Origin of the sequence: Acidovorax sp. Leaf78, assembly GCF_001422735.1 — a bacterium.
In the GTDB taxonomy this organism is placed as follows: Bacteria; Pseudomonadota; Gammaproteobacteria; order Burkholderiales; family Burkholderiaceae_C; genus Acidovorax.
Genome location: NZ_LMLZ01000002.1, coordinates 11,948 through 28,982 on the forward strand (window position 1 = coordinate 11,948; position 17,035 = coordinate 28,982).

The window sequence follows — 17,035 nt, forward strand, 5'->3', positions numbered from 1 at the left end:
CCGCCACGGCGACAGCCCCGACTGCCGGAAGCCAGAGCCATGACTCTGGCCGATAGCCCCCTCGGGCAGCGGTTCAGTCCTGGGAGTCCCGCCGCCGCAGCACCACCGTGATCTGCCCATTGGTCTCGATGGTGGCGCGCTCCACCTCGTGCACATGCAGGCAGCCCCCAGCGCGCAGGGCTGCTTCCAGGTCCTCGGCCGAGAGCAGCTCCTTGTGCATCAGCGTCTCATTCACTTGGCCGTTGCGCACCAGCACCTGGGGCGTGCCGTCGATCAGGCGCTCCAACCATCGGACGCGAAAGGTCATCTGCGCCAGCACCACATGGCAGGCAATGAGCGTGGTGGCGGACACCAGCCCGCCCACCAGCGAGTTGTCGCCCGCGTTCATCGAGTTCTGCACCGCGTTCGACAGGATGAGCAGCAGCACCAGGTCGAAGGGCGCGAACTGGCCCGTCTGCCGCTTGCCGGTCAGTCGCAGGAAGATCAGCAAAAACACATACACCACCACCCCGCGCAGCACGAACTCCCACCAAGGCACGCTTGTTGTCCACATGGCCTCACTCCTTATTGCAGTTGCCGCCAGATCGTAAACAGGTTCGCCACAGCGCGCGTAGGTGAAAATCGGCTTTGGCGACACGTGTCCGCCAGAGCGAGCGCGCCACACCACCGTGGGTGCCGCCGCCCGGCGCACCGCCACCCCCTTCATCCTGAAAGAACCTTCACATGCTGCGTCGCCAGTTTCACCATGCCACCGCGGCCACCCTGGGCGGGCTCCTGCTGCTGGCCGCCCACCAGCGCGCGCTGGCCCTGTCGCTGAGCGACCTCACCAGCGCCGATGCGTCCAGCGGCCTCAAGGCTGCGCTCGGGCAGGGCGCCCAGGCTGCCGTGGCACTGCTGGGCCGGCCCGACGGCTTCCTGGGCAACCCCCAGGTGCGTATCAGCTTGCCGGGCTACTTGGCCGATGCCGCCAAGGTCATGAAGTCCCTGGGCCAGGGCAAGCGCATCGACGAGCTCGTCACTTCCATCAACCGCGCCGCCGAGGCCGCCGTGCCCATGGGCAAGGACCTGCTGGTGGGCGCGGTGCAGAACATGACGGTGACCGATGCCAAGAACATCCTCACCGGCGGCAGCACCTCGGTCACGATGTTCTTTGCCGACAAGACGCGCGCTCCGCTGGGCGAGCGCTTCTTGCCCGTGGTGAACCAGGCCACCGAAAAGGTTGGCCTCACGCAGAAGTACAACGCGTTCGCGGGCAAGGCCGCGGGCTTCGGCCTGCTCAAGCCCGAGGAGTCCAACCTCGCGCAGTACGTGACCGGCAAGACGCTCGACGGCCTGTACTTCATGATCGGCGAAGAAGAGCGCCGCATCCGCCAGGACCCGGCCAGTGCCGGCAGCGCCATCGCCAAGAAGGTGTTCGGCGCACTGAAGTGACGCCCCGCCACGGCGCAGCCATCCCATGCCTTTGAAGAACACCGACCCCTGCCTCTGCGGGCGCACCCAGGCCACGCCTGGCCAGGGCGCCAGGGCGGCGGCCTTGCCGTATGCCCACTGCTGCGGACGCTACCTCGACCACTGGGACGCCGCCACCGCGCCCGACGCCGAGAGCCTCATGCGGTCGCGCTACACCGCTTTCGTCCTGGAGCGTGGCGACTACCTGCAGGCCACATGGCATGCCAGCACCCGCCCGGCCACGATGGATTTCGAGCCCGGCACGAAGTGGCTGGGCCTGGACGTGCGCAGCCACCGCACCACCGGCGGCGACCGCGCTGAGGTGGAGTTCGTCGCCCGCTACCGCATCCGTGGCCGCGCCGTGCGCCTGCACGAGACCAGCCGCTTTGTGCGCGAGCAGGGCCGGTGGTTCTATGTGGATGGGGATGTTTCTCCATGAGTGCATTGCCGCTGTAGCCACTACGCTTGCACGCCCAGTGCGGCGATGCCTGCGGGGACGTTCATTCGCCTCATTTTTAAGTCAAAACAACCTCTACCGCTTGATAGGCAAGCGCAAGCAGCTATGAAATTTGAAGCGATCCTTTTCGACTGCGACGGCGTCCTGGTCGACAGCGAGCCCATCACCAACGGCGTGCTGCGCGACATGCTGGCCGAGGCTGGCTGGGCGCTGACGTCCGAGGAGTGCATGCGCATCTTCATCGGCAAGACGGTGCGCAGCGAAGCCGCCCGCATCGAGGCGCACACCGGGCGGCCGCTCACCAATGCGTGGATGGCCGACTTCTATGCCCGGCGCAACACCGAGCTGAACCTGCGCCTTACCGCCATCGAGCACATCCACGGCACCATCGAGCGGGTGCATGCGCACCACGGCGGGCGCATTGCCTGTGCGTCGGGGGCCGACCGGCACAAGGTGGAGCTGCAGCTGGCCAAGGTGGGGCTCACGCCGTACTTCGAAGGCCGCATCTTCAGCGGCCACGAAATGCCGCGCACCAAGCCCGCGCCGGACGTGTACCTGGCGGCAGCGGCTGCCCTGCAGACCGATCCCCTGCGCTGTGCGGTGGTGGAAGACACGGTCACCGGAGTGACGGCGGGCGTGGCTGCGGGCGCCACAGTGTTTGCCTACGCGCCGCTGGACGATGGCGAGGCCCTGCTGGCCGCGGGCGCCACGCAGGTGTTTCGCAGCATGGCCGATTTGCCAGCGCTGCTGGGTTGCTGAATTTCCCACCCCACAGGACGCACCATGACCCAGCCCATGCCCCCGCACAGCAGCCACCACTTGCCGCGGTGGCTGCGGCGCTGCGCTGCATTCGCCGCATTGGGCGTGCTCATGGGCTGCTCGTCGGTGCGCCCCTGGATCAACCAGCCGCTGCCGCCCGAGGACCAGAACATCCCGGTGCGCAAGTCCGAGCGCGATCCGACCATCCTCGTGGCCGTCACGCTCTCGGGCGGCGGTGCGCGTGCAGCTGCCTTCGGCTTTGGTGTGCTGACGGAGATGCAGCAGACCCGCTTCCAGTGGAACGGCCGGGACACCACCCTGCTCGATGCCACCGACGTGGTGAGCGGCGTCTCGGGCGGCAGCATCGTGGCGGCGTACTTCGCGGCGCATGGCATCGACGGGCTGCCGCGCTTCGAGCACGACTTCCTGCGCCAGAACTTCCAGAACAGCCTCATCACCCAGGCCCTGCGCCCCGGCAACCTGGTGGACCTGACCTCGCCCTGGCTGGGCCGCACGCACCTGCTGGCGCGGCGGCTCGACGACCTGTATGGCGGGCTGACCTTCGGCGATGTGGAGCGGCGCCCGCGCCACCCGCAGCTGTTCATCACCGCCACCGACATGTCGCTGGGCACGGGCTTCGAGTTCACCTGGGAGCAGTTCTCGCTGATCTGCTCAGACCTGCGCAAGGTGCCGCTGTCGTTTGCGGTGGCGTCCTCGTCGGCCGTGCCATTGCTGCTCAGCCCCATGACGCTCAAGAACTACGCAGACCAGTGTCCGGCGCACCGCGCGGCGTCCACGGTGGGGGCGCGCGCCGCCGCGGGCGACTACCGCGCCCGGCTGTACCGCGCCCACGAGCTGAGCTACACCGACGCGCAGCGCAAGCCGTACATCCATTTGGTCGATGGCGGCCTGGCCGACAATCTGGGCGTGCAGCGCCTGCTGGACCGGGCCCTGGCCGGCGGCGGCCTGCGCCAGACCTTCAGCGAGGTGGGCATACCGCCCGCCACCATCCGCAAGCTGGTGTTGATCACCGTGAACGCCGAGCGCGATCCGTCGGTCAACATCGACATGAGCGACCAGGTGCCCAACATGGCGCAGGTGGTGGACTCGCTGCTCTTTGGCACCGGGGCACGCGCCACGCGGGAGACGCAGGAGTTCTTGCGCGACATCACCCGCCAGTGGCGCCAGTCGCTGGCCGAAGGCTCCAAGGGCGATAGCGATGCGTTCGCGCCCGATGCGGAGATCCATGTCATCCCCGTGAACCTGCGCGACGCACCGGACGATGTGGCGCGCCGCCGCCTGTTGCAGGTGCCCACGGCGTTCTCGATTGCGCACGAAGAGGTCACGGATTTGATCGAGGCGGGCGGCAGTGTGCTGCGGCATTCGCCGGAGTTTCGGGCGCTGGTGCAGTCGCTGCTGCGCAGTGCACCGCAGCCATCTTCCCCATCGGCCCAGCCGCTGCCGTCGTCGCAGTAACGGGCGTTGGCCTGTATCCGTGGGCGTAGCGCCGCCCACCTCATAGCGCGGGCGGGCCTTGTCAGCGGTGCATCAAGGCCGCGTGTCGGGTGCCGGGGTCGTAGGCACGTCCTGGTCCTCGGCCGCCTCGATCTGCGCGGCGTGGGCCCGCTGGTAGCCCGGGCGTTCCTGCAGCCGCTGCCAATAGGACTGGGTGGCCTCGCCGAACTGCGGCTCCAGGCCCAGATGATCGGCCAGCAGCAGTGCATAGCCCACGGACACGTCGGCTGCGGTAAAGCGGCCTGCGCACAAGTAGTCCTGGCGGGCGACGGCGGCCTCTACCGCCCGCAGGCGGGCCAGGAACCAGCGGCTGTAGTCCTCCACCACCTGGGGTTGCTTGCGGTCCGCGGGCTCGAAGCGGCCATAGCGCAGCACCAGTGTCTGCGGAAAGGTGAGCGTGGCCTCGCCCAGGTGCAGCCAGTTCAGGTAGGCGCCAAACGCCGGGTCTGCGGGGCGCACCTCCAGCCCCGCATCGGGGTGCGCAGCGGCCAGGTACTGGCAGATGGCGGCCGACTCGGTCATGCGCACCTGGCGCTGGCCCTCGCCCTGCACCAGCAGGGGCACGGTGCCCAGCGGGTTCTCTTCCAGAAACCAGCGCGCCTTGGCGCGCGGCGGGAACGGCATCATGTGCAGCGTGTACGGCAGGCGCAACTCTTCGAGCATCCACAAGGGGCGAAAAGACCGGGCGCTGACGCAGTGGTAGAGATGGATCATGGGCAGGGCGGGCCCGCCGGGGCGGCAGGCAGTGGTCGGGCGAACAAGTGGACTGCAGTTTAGTGGCGCACCGCCGCCAGGGCTGTCGGACAGGTGCCACGCAGGGTGCACATCATGCCGAGCACCGCGTCCGCCCAACTGGTGTCAGGCATCGCGGGACTGCCGGCGAAACTCCGCGGGCGAGTGCCCCGTCCAGCTGCGGAACGCGCGGATGAAGCTCTTTTCGTTGACGAAGCCCGCCGCCTCGGCCACTTGCTTGATGGGGCGGTCGGTGCGGTGCAGCAGGTCCACCGCGCGGCTTTGGCGCACCTCGTCCTTCAGGCCCTGCAGCGTGGCGCCTTCTTCCTTGAGCTGGCGGTGCAGGGTGCGCGGCGACACGTGCAGCAGCGCGGCCAGCGACTCGGCACTGTGCTGTGCCAGCGCGGGCGCGGCGTGCCCTGCCACTGTGGCGCCCAGCAGTTGCCGCACGCGCTGCACCAGCAGGCGGTCGCGCCGGTACTGCAGCACCGTGAGCGGCAGCGCGTGCTGCAGCATCTGCCGCAACGCGGACTCGTCGCGCCGCAGCGGCAGGCTCAAGTAGCGCGCATCGAAGTGGATCGCCGTCTGCGCCGCGCCAAAGGCCACCGGGCCGCGGAACAGCACCGCATAGGCATCGGCATGCGGCGGCGCGGCAAAGGCAAACTCCGCCGCGGTCAGCGGTATGCGCGAGTCCACCAGCCAGCAGGCCAGTCCGTGCGCATTGCGCAGCACCGACACCAGGCAGAACTCGCGCAGCGCACCCAGGTCGCGCGCCTCGGTGATGCGCAGCGTGGCGGTGTCGCCCTCGGTGGTCAGGTGCAGTGCGATGTCGTCCGCCAGCAGGCCGTGGTGCCGGCACCAGCGCGCCAACGCCACGCCCAGGTGCGGCGAGCTGATCGATGCGCGTGCCAGCATGCCGTAGCTGCCCCAGGGCAGGCGGCGGCTGAACCAGCCCAGGGCCTCGTCGTCCAGCTCCTGCATGGCGGCGTCCGAGATGCGCTCCATCTGCCAGGCCGTGATGCGCGCCTGGTCGTCGTGCAGCAGCTGCGGCGCAATCTGTGCCTGCGCCAGGGCCTGGTCGGGGCGCAGGCCGCGCTGCTCGTACGCCAGTACGATGGCCCGTACGAACGCGATCGGCGTGACCGCTGGGGCGGCGGTGGGGGGCAAGGCCTGCCAGGCGGGCTCAGGGGTCGGTGCAAGGGATTTCACGCGGGCCAGTGTGCCCCAGGCGTGGCACGATTTGCAACCATTGTGGCAACCCGGGGCGGGTTGGCGCTTCTATGCTTACGGATCGCAGCCCGGTCCACGGGCGCCACCGCCTGCCGCCGCTTGTCGCCACATGGACCGCGCAGGCCCCGCAAGGAGACACAAGGATGACGAGCCCCGCCACCGCTGCAGCGCCAGCACCCCTCACCGGCAGCCACGCCCGTGGCGCCGCCGGCGTCCCGCTGATCGAGCAGACCATCGGCAGCTTCTTTGCCGACATGGCGGCCCGCCAGCCCGGCCGCGAGGCGCTGGTCAGCGTGCACCAGGGCCGCCGGTACACCTATGCCCAGCTGCAGGCTGAGGCCCAGCGCCTGGCCAGCGCGCTGCTGGGCCAGGGCCTGGTGCCCGGCGACCGGGTGGGCATCTGGTCGCACAACAACGCCGAATGGGTGCTGATGCAGCTGGCCACCGCGCAGGTGGGCCTGGTGCTGGTCAACATCAACCCGGCCTACCGCACGTCCGAAGTCGAGTACGCCCTCAACAAGGTGGGCTGCCGGCTGCTGGTGAGCATGGCGCGCTTCAAGACCAGCGACTATGTGGGCATGCTGCGCGAGCTGGCGCCCGAGTGGCAGCACCAGCAGCCCGGCCAGCTGGGCGCGGTGAAGCTGCCGCACCTGAACACCGTGGTGTGGATCGACGACGGGGAGGGGCAGGGCGCCGACGAGCCCGGGCTGCTGCGGTTTTCGGACCTGCTGGCGCGCGGCGATGCGCAGGATGCGCGCCTGGCGCAGATCGCCGCCACGCTCAAGGCCACTGACCCCATCAACATCCAGTTCACCAGCGGCACCACGGGCTTCCCCAAGGGCGCCACGCTCACGCACCGCAACATCCTGAACAACGGCTTCTTCATCGGCGAATGCATGAAGCTCACGCCCGACGACCGCCTGTGCATCCCCGTGCCGCTGTACCACTGCTTCGGCATGGTGCTGGGCAACCTGGCGTGCTTCACGCATGGGGCCACCATCGTCTACCCCAACGACGGGTTCGACCCGCTCACCGTGCTGCAGACGGTGCAGGACGAGCGCTGCACCGGCCTGCACGGCGTGCCCACGATGTTCATCGCCGAGCTGGACCACCCGCGTTTCGCCGAGTTCGATCTGTCCACCCTGCGCACCGGCATCATGGCCGGCTCGCCATGCCCCACCGAGGTCATGAAACGCGTGGTGGAGCAGATGAATCTGCGCGAAATCACCATCGCCTACGGCATGACCGAGACCAGCCCGGTCAGCTGCCAGAGCAGCACCGATACGCCGCTGGCCAAACGCGTCTCCACCGTGGGCCAGGTGCAGCCGCACCTGGAGGTCAAGATCGTGGACCCCGACAGCGGCGCGGTGGTGCCCATCGGCCAGCGTGGCGAGTTCTGCACCCGGGGCTATTCGGTGATGCACGGCTACTGGGGGGATGAGGCCAAGACCCGCGAGGCCATCGACGCCGAAGGCTGGATGCACACCGGCGACCTGGCCACCATGGACGACGAGGGCTACGTGAACATCGTCGGCCGCATCAAGGACATGGTGATCCGCGGCGGCGAGAACATCTACCCGCGCGAGATCGAGGAATTCCTGTACCGCCACCCACAGGTGCAGGACGTGCAGGTGGTGGGCGTGCCCGATGCCAAGTACGGCGAGGAGCTGTGCGCCTGGATCATCGCCAAGCCGGGCACCACACCGACTGAAGACGACATTCGCGCCTTCTGCAAGGGCCAGGTCGCGCACTACAAGGTGCCGCGCTACATCCGCTTCGTCACCAGCTTTCCGATGACGGTGACGGGCAAGATCCAGAAGTTCAAGATCCGCGATGAGATGAAGGATCAGCTCGGTTTGGTCGAAGCCAAGACCGCGTGAACCTATGACCCCCCTGAGCCGCTTCGCGCCTTCCCCCGAGGGGGACGCCGCCCCTGGCCCGGCAAAGCCGGTTCCACGGCGGCACGCGCATGGCCTGCTCCGCGGCCTTCAGTGCCACCGGCCAGCCGGTGGCACCACACCACCCATACGACATTCGACGGAGCCTGCATGATTCTTGACACCCAACTCAACGCCCGCTCGGCGGACTTCCTGGCCAACGCCGCGGCCATGCGCACGCTGGTCGACGACCTGCGCGCCCAGCTCGACAAGGTCGCCCAGGGCGGCGGCGAAGCCGCCCGCGCCAAGCACACCGCCCGCGGCAAGCTGCTGCCACGCGAGCGCGTGCAGATGCTGCTGGACCCGGGCACACCGTTCCTGGAGCTGGCGCCGCTGGCCGCGCTTAACATGTACAACAACGATGCGCCCAGCTCGGGGCTGATTGCCGGCATCGGCCGCGTGAGCGGAGTGGACTGCATGATCGTGTGCAACGACGCCACGGTGAAGGGCGGCACCTACTACCCGCTCACCGTCAAGAAGCACCTGCGCGCGCAGGAAGTGGCGCAGCAGAACCACCTCACCTGCATCTACCTGGTGGACTCGGGCGGTGCCAACCTGCCCAATCAGGACGAGGTCTTTCCAGATCGCGACCACTTCGGCCGCATCTTCTTCAACCAGGCCAACATGAGCGCCATGGGCATCTCGCAGATCGCCGTGGTCATGGGCAGCTGCACGGCGGGCGGCGCCTACGTGCCGGCGATGAGCGACGAGTCCATCATCGTCAAGAACCAGGGCACCATCTTCCTGGGCGGCCCGCCGCTGGTCAAAGCCGCCACGGGCGAGGTCGTCACGGCCGAGGACCTGGGCGGTGGCGACGTGCACACGCGCTTGTCGGGCGTGGCCGACCACCTGGCGCAAAACGACCTGCATGCGCTGCAGCTGGCCCGCAATGCGGTGCGCAATCTGAATAAAAACAAGGCTCCGGCGCCCGCAGATCAAGCGCCAGAAGCTCCTAAATTTGTAGCGGAAGAACTCTACGGCGTGATCCCGGTGGACACGCGCAAGCCCTTCGACGTGCGCGAGATCATCGCCCGCATCGTCGATGGCAGCGAGTTCGACGAGTTCAAGGCCCGCTACGGCACCACGCTGGTCACGGGCTTTGCGCGCATCGAGGGGATGATGGTCGGCATCATCGCCAACAACGGCATCCTATTCAGCGAGTCGGCGCTCAAGGGCGCGCACTTCATCGAACTGTGCTGCCAGCGCAAGATCCCGCTCGTGTTCCTGCAGAACATCACCGGCTTCATGGTCGGCCGCAAGTACGAGAACGAAGGCATCGCGCGCAACGGCGCCAAGATGGTCACGGCCGTGGCCACGGCGGCAGTCCCCAAGTTCACCATCATCATCGGCGGCAGCTTTGGCGCTGGCAACTACGGCATGTGCGGCCGCGCGTACAGCCCCCGCTTTTTGTGGATGTGGCCCAACGCGCGCATCAGCGTCATGGGCGGCGACCAGGCGGCGGGCGTGCTGGCCACCGTCAAGCGCGACGGCATTGAGGGCAAGGGCGGCCAGTGGAGCGCCGAGGAGGAAGAAGCCTTCAAGGCCCCCATCCGCCGCCAGTACGAAGACCAGGGCCACCCCTACTACGCCACCGCGCGCCTGTGGGACGACGGCGTGATCGACCCGGCCGACACCCGCCGCGTGCTGGCGCTGGGCCTGGCCGCCACGCGCAATGCGCCCATCGAAGACACCAAGTTCGGCCTGTTCCGCATGTGACCGTGCCGGGAGCCGCCATGGACGCCGTCGCCCACTTCACACAGCTCGCACGCTACAACGTGTGGGCCACGGCGCGCCTGCTCGACGCCGTGCGGGCGCTGCCTGAAGAGGCCTATCGGCGCGATGTGGGCCTATTCTTCAAAAGCATCCACGGCACGCTCAACCACCTGCTGGTGGGCGAACACCATCTGTGGTTTGTGCGGTTTGCCGAAGGCACCTCGCCCAAGGTGGCGCTGGACGCCGAGCAGGAGAGCGACCGCGCGCAACTCGATGCCCGCTTGCGCGCGGGCGCTGCCCGCTGGGCACCGTTGATCGCCTCGTTGCCGGCAGACCGGTGGAACGGCACGCTCGACTACACCACCATGCGGGGCACGCAGGCATCGTTGCCGTTTGCCGCCACGCTGGCGCATGTGTTCAATCACGGCACGCACCACCGGGGCCAGATCACCGCCGCATTGACCGCCCTGGGCCAGCCCAGCCCCGAGCTGGACCTTGTCTACTTCCTGCAAAACCCGCCCACGCCATGAGCCAGAACCTGTCCATCACCTACATCGGCGCCGTGGCGCGCATCACGCTCACGCAGCCCGAGATCCGCAACGCCTTCAGCGACGAGGTCATCGCCGAGCTGACGGCGGCCTTCACCGAAGTGGGCGCGCGCGCCGACGTGCGCGCCGTGGTGCTGGCCGCAGAGGGCCCCGCGTTCTGCGCGGGCGCCAACCTCAATTGGATGCGCCGCATGGCCGACTACACCCGCGACGAGAACGTGGCCGACGCGGGCAAGCTGGCCGAGATGCTGCGCGTGATCTACGAATGTCCCAAACCCACCATCGCGCGTGTGCAGGGCGATGTGTACGCCGGTGGCATGGGCCTGGTGGCCGCGTGCGACATGGCGGTGGCGGTGGACACGGCGGGCTTTTGCCTGAGCGAGGTGAAGCTCGGCCTCATCCCCGCCACCATCAGCCCCTACGTGATCCGCGCCATGGGGCCCCGCGCAGCGCACCGCTACTTCCTCACGGCCGAGCGCTTCGGCGCGGCCGAGGCGTTGCGCACCGGCTTCGTGCACGAGGTGGTGTCTGCAGACCAGCTTGACGCCAAGGTCGACGAATTGCTCAAGGCCCTGACCAGCGCCAGCCCCCACGCCGTGCGCGCCTGCAAGAAGCTGGTGCTGGACGTGGCCGAGCGCGAGATCAATGCGGGGCTGATCGCCGCCACCGTGCAGGGCATCGCCGACATCCGCGCCAGCGACGAGGGCAAGGAAGGCGTGCAGTCGTTCCTGAACAAACGCAAACCGGCATGGCTTCTGGCCTGACGTCTGAGGACACACGAACATGGACCAGCTCTGGCTCAACATCGTTCAGTGGCTCCACACGCTGGGGCTCCACGTGGATGGCGGCACGGCGCGCGCGGTGGGCGATGCGGCGGCCACGGCCACCGCGCGGCTCGACATGCCCAGCCTGCTGGCGCTGGCCGCCGCGCTGGGCTGGGCCAGCGGATTCCGTCTGTACGCGGTGGTCTTCATCGTCGGCGGGATGGGGGCCCTGGGCTGGATGCCCTTGCCCCCCGGTCTGCACGTGCTGCAGAACCCGCTGGTGCTGCTGGTGGCGGGCGGCCTGATGCTGGTCGAGTTCTTTGCGGACAAGGTCCCGTGGATCGACAGTGCCTGGGACGCCGTGCACACCGTCATCCGCGTGCCCGGCGGGGCCCTGCTGGCCGCGGGCGTGTTCGGCGCCGATAACGCCACCATGGGCGTGGTGGCGGGCTTGCTGGGCGGGTCGCTGGCCGCCACGTCGATGGCCACCAAGATGACCACGCGCGCGGCGGCCAACACCTCGCCCGAGCCGTTCTCCAACTGGCTGCTGTCCTTCTTCGAAGACGGCCTGGTGGTGGCCGTGGTATGGCTGGCCACGCAGCACCCGGTGGCCTTTGGCATCGCGCTGGTGCTGATGGTGGCCATGTCGGTGCTGCTGCTAGTGGTGCTGTTCAAGTTTCTGCGCGCCGTGGTGCGGCGCTTGTCTTCTTTCTTTTCTGGTTCTGCCAAGGTGGCCTAAATGTTCAAAAAGATTCTGATTGCCAATCGCGGTGAAAACGGCTGCGCAGCAGACGTTTCTGCAAATTGCGTGGCACGCGCAGCGTGCGCAAGCGATCTCGCCGCGGGAGGGCGCCATGTTTAAGAAGATCCTGATCGCCAATCGCGGCGAGATCGCTTGTCGGGTCGCGGCGACCGCTAAACGCCTGGGCGTGAAGACCGTCGCCGTGTACTCCGATGCCGACGCCAATGCCAAGCACGTGGCCGTGTGCGACGAGGCCGTGCACATCGGTGGCAGCGCGCCCAAGGACAGCTACCTGCGCTGGGAGCGCATCATCGAAGCCGCCCAGGCCACGGGCGCACAGGCCATCCACCCGGGCTACGGCTTCCTGTCCGAGAACGAAGACTTCGCCCACGCCTGCGCGGCAGCAGGCCTGGTCTTCATCGGCCCGCCACCCTCGGCCATCAAGGACATGGGCCTCAAGGCCGAGTCCAAGCAGCTCATGGAAAAAGCGGGCGTGCCTCTGGTGCCCGGCTACCACGGCAGCGACCAGGACCCGGCGCTGCTGCAGCGCGAGGCCGACCGCATCGGCTACCCCGTGCTCATCAAGGCCAGCGCCGGCGGTGGCGGCAAAGGCATGCGCGCGGTGGACAAGAGCGAGGACTTCGCCGCCGCGCTCGCATCCTGCCAGCGCGAGGCGATCAACAGCTTTGGCGACGACGCGGTGCTGGTCGAAAAGTACGTGCAGCGCCCCCGGCACATCGAGATCCAGGTGTTCGGCGACACGCACGGCGACGTGGTGTATCTGTTCGAGCGCGACTGCTCCGTGCAGCGCCGCCACCAGAAGGTGCTGGAAGAAGCCCCCGCCCCCGGCATGACGCCCGCGCTGCGCCAGCAGATGGGCGAGGCCGCCGTCGCCGCCGCCAAGGCGGTGAACTACGTGGGCGCCGGCACGGTGGAGTTCATCGTGGAGCAGCCGGGTGGCTACGAGCGGCCCGACCAGATGAAGTTCTACTTCATGGAAATGAACACCCGCCTTCAGGTGGAACACCCGGTGACCGAGGCCATCACCGGCCTGGACCTGGTGGAGTGGCAACTGCGTGTGGCGTCTGGTGAACCGCTGCCGGTGAAGCAGCAAGACCTGCGCATCACCGGCCACGCCATCGAGGCCCGCATCTGCGCGGAGAACCCCGACAACAACTTCCTGCCCGCCACGGGCGCACCCAACGTGTATGCGCTGCCCGAGTGCGTGACGTTCGAAAGGGGCGCGGTGCGCGTGGACTCCGGTGTGCGCCAGGGCGATGCGATCAGCCCGTTCTACGACTCCATGGTGGCCAAGCTCATCGTGCACGGCGACACGCGCGAGCAGGCGCTGGCGCGGCTCGACGAGGCCCTGGCGCAGACGCACATCGTGGGCCTGGCGACCAACGTGCAGTTCCTGCGCCGCGTGGCGCGCACCGGCGCATTTGCCAGTGCCCAGCTCGACACCGCGCTGATCCCGCGCGAGCAGGCGGTGCTGTTCCACCAGGAGCCGGTCGGCCTGCCGCTGGCTGCTGCCGCCGCCGTGGCGCAGACCCTCCTGAACGAGCGCGCCAGCGAAGGCGCAGACCCCTTCAGCCGCCGCGACGGCTTTCATTCGCACGCGCTCACGCGCCGCCGCTTCGAGTTCGAGTTCGGCGGCGAGCACGCCAAGGCCTGGCTCACCTATGAACGCGATGGCACGCTGCACTTGGCGGTGGAAAGCTGGAAGGAAGGACAGGGCGATGCGGCCGTGGCCGGTCCGCTGACCTTCGCCGCGCAGGGTAACGGCATCGAACTGCAGTTCGCCGGTCAGCGCACCCGCGCTGCGGTGTACACCCAGGGCGAGGTGGACCATGTGTTCACGCCCCGCGGCGCGACGCAGATCACCGCCATTGACCTGCTGGCGCATGCGGGCGAGGCTGCGGCCGAGGGCGGGCGGCTCACGGCCCCCATGCCCGGCAAGGTGGTGTCGTTCGCGGTGAAGGCGGGCGATGCCGTCACCAAGGGCCAGCCGCTGGCGGTGATGGAAGCCATGAAGATGGAGCACACCATTGCCGCGCCCGCCGACGGCGTGGTGCAGGAGCTGCTGTATGCGCCCGGGGACCAGGTGACGGAAGGCGCGGAGCTGCTCAAGCTGGCGGTCGCGGCGTAAGCCGCTTGCGAGTCACCTCTGGGTCTTCCCCCGATAAAAACCCGTTCATCCTAAAAACCCGTTCACGCTGAGCTTGTCGAAGCGCCGCGCAAGGCTTCGACAAGCTCAGCCCGAACGGTATTGAGCGGGATTGAATGCTCGAATGCTCGAATGGTTGAACGCAAGCCAGCAAGAGGGGATGTCGTTCCGTGCTCGCTGGAGCCCGTCCCCTGCCCGCCGCAGCCCGCCTCCTGCGCGTCTGCGGCCTCCCCCAACCGTTCGGGCTGAGCCTGTCGAAGCCAGGGCGTGTGGGTGCGGATGCGATGGCCCTTCGACAAGCTCAGGGTGAACGGAGGGTCGGGTCGCACAGCGGGTGCGCCCTGACGCAGGCCGTGCAGGCCATAGGTGACACCCAGCCAGCGCCAATGCAGTTACCCTTGACCGCATGAACATCACCCTTTGCTGTACCGACACCAAGATCGAGCCCTGGCTGCAGGGGCTTGCCGCTGCCTTGCCCCATGCCCACATCAGCGTGTGGCAGCCGGGGGCACCGCAGGCCGACTACGCCGTGGTCTGGGCGCCGCCCCAGCAGTTTCTGGATGAGCAGCCTGCCTTGCGGGCGCTGTTCAACATCGGCGCCGGGGTGGACGCGCTGCTCAAGCTGCGCATGCCGCCGGGCTGCCAGATCGTGCGCATCGACGATGGCGGCATGGCCGTGCAGATGGCCGAATACGTGTGCCACGCCGTGGTGCGCCATTTTCGCGAGCTGGACGCGTACGAGGGCGACATGCGCGCCGGCCGCTGGGGCTTTCGCCGGCCGCGGGTGCGATCGGAGTTTCCGGTGGGCGTGATGGGCCTCGGTGTGCTGGGCGAGCGCGTGGCGCGGGCGCTGGCGCATTTCGACTTTCCGGTCAACGGCTGGAGCCGGTCTCCCAAGGTGGTGGACGGCGTGCGCGGCTTCAGCGGCGCAGAGGGCTTTCACGATTTCCTGGCCGCCAGCCGCGTGCTGGTCAACCTGCTGCCGCTCACGCCCGACACGCAGGACATCATCAACCGCGACACGCTGTCGCGCCTGCAGCCGGGCGGCTATGTGATCAACGTGGCGCGGGGCGCGCACCTGGTCGAAGAGGATCTGCTGGCGCTGATCGACAGCGGGCACATCGCAGGCGCCACGCTGGATGTGTTTCGCACCGAGCCTTTGCCGGTCGGGCACCCGTTCTGGACCCACCCGCGGATCACCGCCACGCCCCACACTTCGGCCCGTACCATGCGGGAAGAGAGCATTGCGCAGATCACGCGCAAGATGGCGGCGATGGAGCGCGGCGAGGCGGTGGCAGGCACCGTGGACCCCGGGCGGGGGTACTGACCCGCTGGTGCGTTGGCAGCATCAACCCCCACAATCGCAGGCATGCGCTCCACATCCTTTCGCCGGTTTTTCGGCCTTCTCGGCTGGCTGCTGCTGGTGCCCGGCGCACTGACTGCGGTGGCCGCCAGCTGGCTGCTGGCCACGAGCTTGCATCTGGTGGGCGACACGCGCAGCGCCAAAGGCCGCGTGGTGGCGCACGAAAGCGTGGTGACAGGGGCCTCAAGCCGGCAAGCCCATGGCAAGAAAAGCGTCGTCGAGTTTGTGGCGAACGATGGCCGCACCGTGCGGTTCACGGACTCGCTGGTGCGGCAGCTGCAGGCGGTGCACGAGGTGGGTGACACCGTCACCGTGCGCTATCCCGCCAATAGCCCTTCGCGGGCTGAGATCAGCAGCTCCAATACCCTGAAGATTTTCTTGGGCGCTGTGTGGCTGCTGTTCAGCGCCGTGGGCATGGCGGCGGGCTGGCTGCTTCTGCGCCTGCGACCCAGCGTTCCCGCCTAGATATCGCCAGGCGCCGCCTGCGCCTGCGCCTGCAAGATGCCAGCATGGCGTGCAGCAGTGGGGTGCACGGCACCTCGCAACACCCGACGCGCAACGCCCGCGGCCTCAGTCAATCCATCGTCACGCCCGCATCGCGCACCAGCTTGCCCAGGCGCTGCGCGTCGGATTTGATCAGCGCGCCGAAGTCCGCGGCCGTGCCTGCCACCACCGGCGTGCCGATGGCCTCCCACTTGGCGCGGAACGCGGGCTCCTTGAAGATCGCATTCACCGTGGCGTTGAGCTTGTCCACGATGGACTGCGGCGTGCCCGCACGCACGGCGATGCCGTGCCAGCCGGTGATCTGGTAGCCGGAGACGCCCGCCTCGGCCATGGTGGGCACGTTGGGCAGCACCTTGGCGCGCTCGGCCGAGGTGACCGCCAGCGGGATGAGCTTGCCCGACTGGATGTGCGGCAGCGAGCTACCCATGATGTCGAACATCACGTTCACCTGCCCGCCCAGCAGGTCGTTGAGCGCCGGTCCCGCGCCGCGGTACGGGATGTGACCCATCTTCACGTGGGCCATGGTGTTGAACAGCTCGCCCGCCAGGTGCTGCGGCGTGCCATTGCCGGCCGATGCAAAGCTCAGCACCGGCTTGCCCGCCTTGGCCAGGGCCATCAGCTCCGGCAGGGTCTTCACGCCCAGCGAGGGGTGCACCTCCAGCACCAGCGGAAAGGCCGACAGCTGCACCACGGGCACCAGGTCGGTCAGTGGGTTGAACGGCATGCTGGCGTACAGCGACGGGTTCACCGCCATCGGGCCGCTGGCGGCCAGCAGCAGGGTGTGGCCGTCGGCGGGCGCCTGCTTGGCCACCTCGGCACTGCCGGAGTTGCCGCCCGCGCCGCCCTTGTTGTCCACCACCACGGTCACGCCCAGCCGGCTTTGCAGCTCGGGCTGCAGCATGCGCGCCATCAGGTCGGTGGGACCGCCGGGCGGGTAGGGCACCACGAAGCGGATGGTCTTGGTGGGGAAGGCGGCCGGGGCCGTCTGGGCCACGGCGTGGCCTGCCGTGCCCAGGGCCAGGCCCCAGGTGGCGGGCACGGCAAGCGCCAGGCGGATGGCCGTGCGCCGCGTGGCCCGTCGGGCCTGGGGTACGGGGGCGTGGGCGGTGGGGTGTTGTTGCATGGTGTCTCCTGCGGATGGATGAAGGCCCGTCT

At 68.5% G+C, this 17,035-nt stretch carries 16 protein-coding genes; 12 read left to right on the forward strand and 4 right to left on the reverse strand.

Features of this window, described 5'->3' with window-relative positions; translation table 11 throughout:
- Positions 1-73: 73 nt before the first annotated feature.
- Positions 74-553, reverse strand: coding sequence for a DUF421 domain-containing protein (locus ASF16_RS03225; RefSeq protein WP_056162678.1), 480 nt, complete (start codon positions 551-553; stop codon positions 74-76).
- A gap of 170 nt (positions 554-723) precedes the next feature.
- Between ASF16_RS03225 and ASF16_RS03230 the strand changes: the two genes are divergently transcribed.
- The 4 genes from ASF16_RS03230 to ASF16_RS03245 all read left to right on the forward strand — a co-directional run bounded on the left by ASF16_RS03230 (position 724) and on the right by ASF16_RS03245 (position 4,141).
- Positions 724-1,431 carry a DUF4197 domain-containing protein gene (locus tag ASF16_RS03230; protein ID WP_056162681.1) on the forward strand — a complete coding sequence of 236 codons (708 nt, stop codon included), beginning with the start codon at positions 724-726 and terminating at the stop codon, positions 1,429-1,431.
- Positions 1,432-1,456: 25 nt separating this feature from the next.
- Positions 1,457-1,888: a YchJ family protein gene (locus ASF16_RS03235; protein WP_056162683.1), complete on the forward strand. Its 432-nt coding sequence runs from the start codon at positions 1,457-1,459 to the stop codon at positions 1,886-1,888.
- Between the two features lie 123 nt (positions 1,889-2,011).
- Positions 2,012-2,665 carry an HAD family phosphatase gene (locus tag ASF16_RS03240; RefSeq protein WP_056162687.1) on the forward strand — a complete coding sequence of 218 codons (654 nt, stop codon included), beginning with the start codon at positions 2,012-2,014 and terminating at the stop codon, positions 2,663-2,665.
- Between the two features lie 24 nt (positions 2,666-2,689).
- Positions 2,690-4,141, forward strand: coding sequence for a patatin-like phospholipase family protein (locus ASF16_RS03245; protein WP_235507241.1), 1,452 nt, complete (start codon positions 2,690-2,692; stop codon positions 4,139-4,141).
- A 72-nt stretch (positions 4,142-4,213) separates the two neighbouring features.
- On the opposite strand, the gene ASF16_RS03250 is transcribed toward ASF16_RS03245, so the two are convergent.
- Positions 4,214-4,894, reverse strand: a complete 681-nt coding sequence (locus ASF16_RS03250) for a glutathione S-transferase family protein (RefSeq protein WP_056162690.1) — start codon at positions 4,892-4,894, stop codon at positions 4,214-4,216.
- Positions 4,895-5,038: 144 nt separating this feature from the next.
- The gene (locus ASF16_RS03255; RefSeq protein ID WP_056162694.1) at positions 5,039-6,121 is read right to left on the reverse strand and encodes an AraC family transcriptional regulator; all 1,083 of its coding nucleotides are present in this window, start codon (positions 6,119-6,121) and stop codon (positions 5,039-5,041) included.
- Between the two features lie 164 nt (positions 6,122-6,285).
- Here ASF16_RS03255 and ASF16_RS03260 point away from each other — a divergent pair, with 164 nt between their 5' ends.
- The 8 genes from ASF16_RS03260 to ASF16_RS03295 all read left to right on the forward strand — a co-directional run bounded on the left by ASF16_RS03260 (position 6,286) and on the right by ASF16_RS03295 (position 15,841).
- The gene (locus ASF16_RS03260) at positions 6,286-8,022 is read left to right on the forward strand and encodes an AMP-binding protein (RefSeq protein ID WP_056162697.1); all 1,737 of its coding nucleotides are present in this window, start codon (positions 6,286-6,288) and stop codon (positions 8,020-8,022) included.
- 168 nt (positions 8,023-8,190) lie between these two features.
- On the forward strand, positions 8,191-9,795 hold the full coding sequence (locus tag ASF16_RS03265; protein WP_056162700.1) for a carboxyl transferase domain-containing protein: 1,605 nt from the start codon (positions 8,191-8,193) through the stop codon (positions 9,793-9,795).
- A gap of 17 nt (positions 9,796-9,812) precedes the next feature.
- Positions 9,813-10,322 (forward strand): DinB family protein, encoded by a 510-nt coding sequence (locus tag ASF16_RS03270; protein ID WP_056162703.1) that lies wholly within the window; start codon positions 9,813-9,815, stop codon positions 10,320-10,322.
- Positions 10,319-11,104, forward strand: coding sequence for an enoyl-CoA hydratase/isomerase family protein (locus ASF16_RS03275; protein ID WP_056162706.1), 786 nt, complete (start codon positions 10,319-10,321; stop codon positions 11,102-11,104). The genes ASF16_RS03270 and ASF16_RS03275 overlap by 4 nt, the downstream gene beginning before the upstream one ends.
- Positions 11,105-11,123: 19 nt before the next feature.
- Positions 11,124-11,843 carry a DUF4126 domain-containing protein gene (locus tag ASF16_RS03280; protein ID WP_056162709.1) on the forward strand — a complete coding sequence of 240 codons (720 nt, stop codon included), beginning with the start codon at positions 11,124-11,126 and terminating at the stop codon, positions 11,841-11,843.
- 115 nt (positions 11,844-11,958) lie between these two features.
- A complete protein-coding gene (locus ASF16_RS03285; protein ID WP_056162995.1) occupies positions 11,959-13,995 on the forward strand; it encodes an acetyl/propionyl/methylcrotonyl-CoA carboxylase subunit alpha in 2,037 nt (678 codons plus the stop codon).
- 424 nt (positions 13,996-14,419) lie between these two features.
- A complete protein-coding gene (locus ASF16_RS03290; RefSeq protein WP_056162712.1) occupies positions 14,420-15,340 on the forward strand; it encodes a glyoxylate/hydroxypyruvate reductase A in 921 nt (306 codons plus the stop codon).
- Between the two features lie 42 nt (positions 15,341-15,382).
- Positions 15,383-15,841 (forward strand): DUF3592 domain-containing protein, encoded by a 459-nt coding sequence (locus ASF16_RS03295; RefSeq protein ID WP_056162714.1) that lies wholly within the window; start codon positions 15,383-15,385, stop codon positions 15,839-15,841.
- Positions 15,842-15,950: 109 nt separating this feature from the next.
- Here the strand turns inward: ASF16_RS03295 and ASF16_RS03300 are convergent, their stop codons facing one another.
- Positions 15,951-17,003 carry a tripartite tricarboxylate transporter substrate binding protein gene (locus ASF16_RS03300; RefSeq protein WP_056162716.1) on the reverse strand — a complete coding sequence of 351 codons (1,053 nt, stop codon included), beginning with the start codon at positions 17,001-17,003 and terminating at the stop codon, positions 15,951-15,953.
- Between the last annotated feature and the right edge of the window lie 32 nt (positions 17,004-17,035).

Excerpts from the sequence above, each read along its gene's own strand:
- ASF16_RS03245 (WP_235507241.1), top strand. The coding sequence starts at position 2,690 with ATGACCCAGCCCATGCCCCCGCACAGCAGCCACCACTTGCCGCGGTGG.
- ASF16_RS03285 (WP_056162995.1), top strand. The coding sequence starts at position 11,959 with ATGTTTAAGAAGATCCTGATCGCCAATCGCGGCGAGATCGCTTGTCGG.
- ASF16_RS03300 (WP_056162716.1), bottom strand. The coding sequence starts at position 17,003 with ATGCAACAACACCCCACCGCCCACGCCCCCGTACCCCAGGCCCGACGG.
- ASF16_RS03295 (WP_056162714.1), top strand. The coding sequence starts at position 15,383 with ATGCGCTCCACATCCTTTCGCCGGTTTTTCGGCCTTCTCGGCTGGCTG.
- ASF16_RS03250 (WP_056162690.1), bottom strand. The coding sequence starts at position 4,894 with ATGATCCATCTCTACCACTGCGTCAGCGCCCGGTCTTTTCGCCCCTTG.
- ASF16_RS03235 (WP_056162683.1), top strand. The coding sequence starts at position 1,457 with ATGCCTTTGAAGAACACCGACCCCTGCCTCTGCGGGCGCACCCAGGCC.
- ASF16_RS03275 (WP_056162706.1), top strand. The coding sequence starts at position 10,319 with ATGAGCCAGAACCTGTCCATCACCTACATCGGCGCCGTGGCGCGCATC.
- ASF16_RS03260 (WP_056162697.1), top strand. The coding sequence starts at position 6,286 with ATGACGAGCCCCGCCACCGCTGCAGCGCCAGCACCCCTCACCGGCAGC.
- ASF16_RS03225 (WP_056162678.1), bottom strand. The coding sequence starts at position 553 with ATGTGGACAACAAGCGTGCCTTGGTGGGAGTTCGTGCTGCGCGGGGTG.
- ASF16_RS03280 (WP_056162709.1), top strand. The coding sequence starts at position 11,124 with ATGGACCAGCTCTGGCTCAACATCGTTCAGTGGCTCCACACGCTGGGG.
- ASF16_RS03230 (WP_056162681.1), top strand. The coding sequence starts at position 724 with ATGCTGCGTCGCCAGTTTCACCATGCCACCGCGGCCACCCTGGGCGGG.
- ASF16_RS03270 (WP_056162703.1), top strand. The coding sequence starts at position 9,813 with ATGGACGCCGTCGCCCACTTCACACAGCTCGCACGCTACAACGTGTGG.
- ASF16_RS03290 (WP_056162712.1), top strand. The coding sequence starts at position 14,420 with ATGAACATCACCCTTTGCTGTACCGACACCAAGATCGAGCCCTGGCTG.
- ASF16_RS03240 (WP_056162687.1), top strand. The coding sequence starts at position 2,012 with ATGAAATTTGAAGCGATCCTTTTCGACTGCGACGGCGTCCTGGTCGAC.
- ASF16_RS03265 (WP_056162700.1), top strand. The coding sequence starts at position 8,191 with ATGATTCTTGACACCCAACTCAACGCCCGCTCGGCGGACTTCCTGGCC.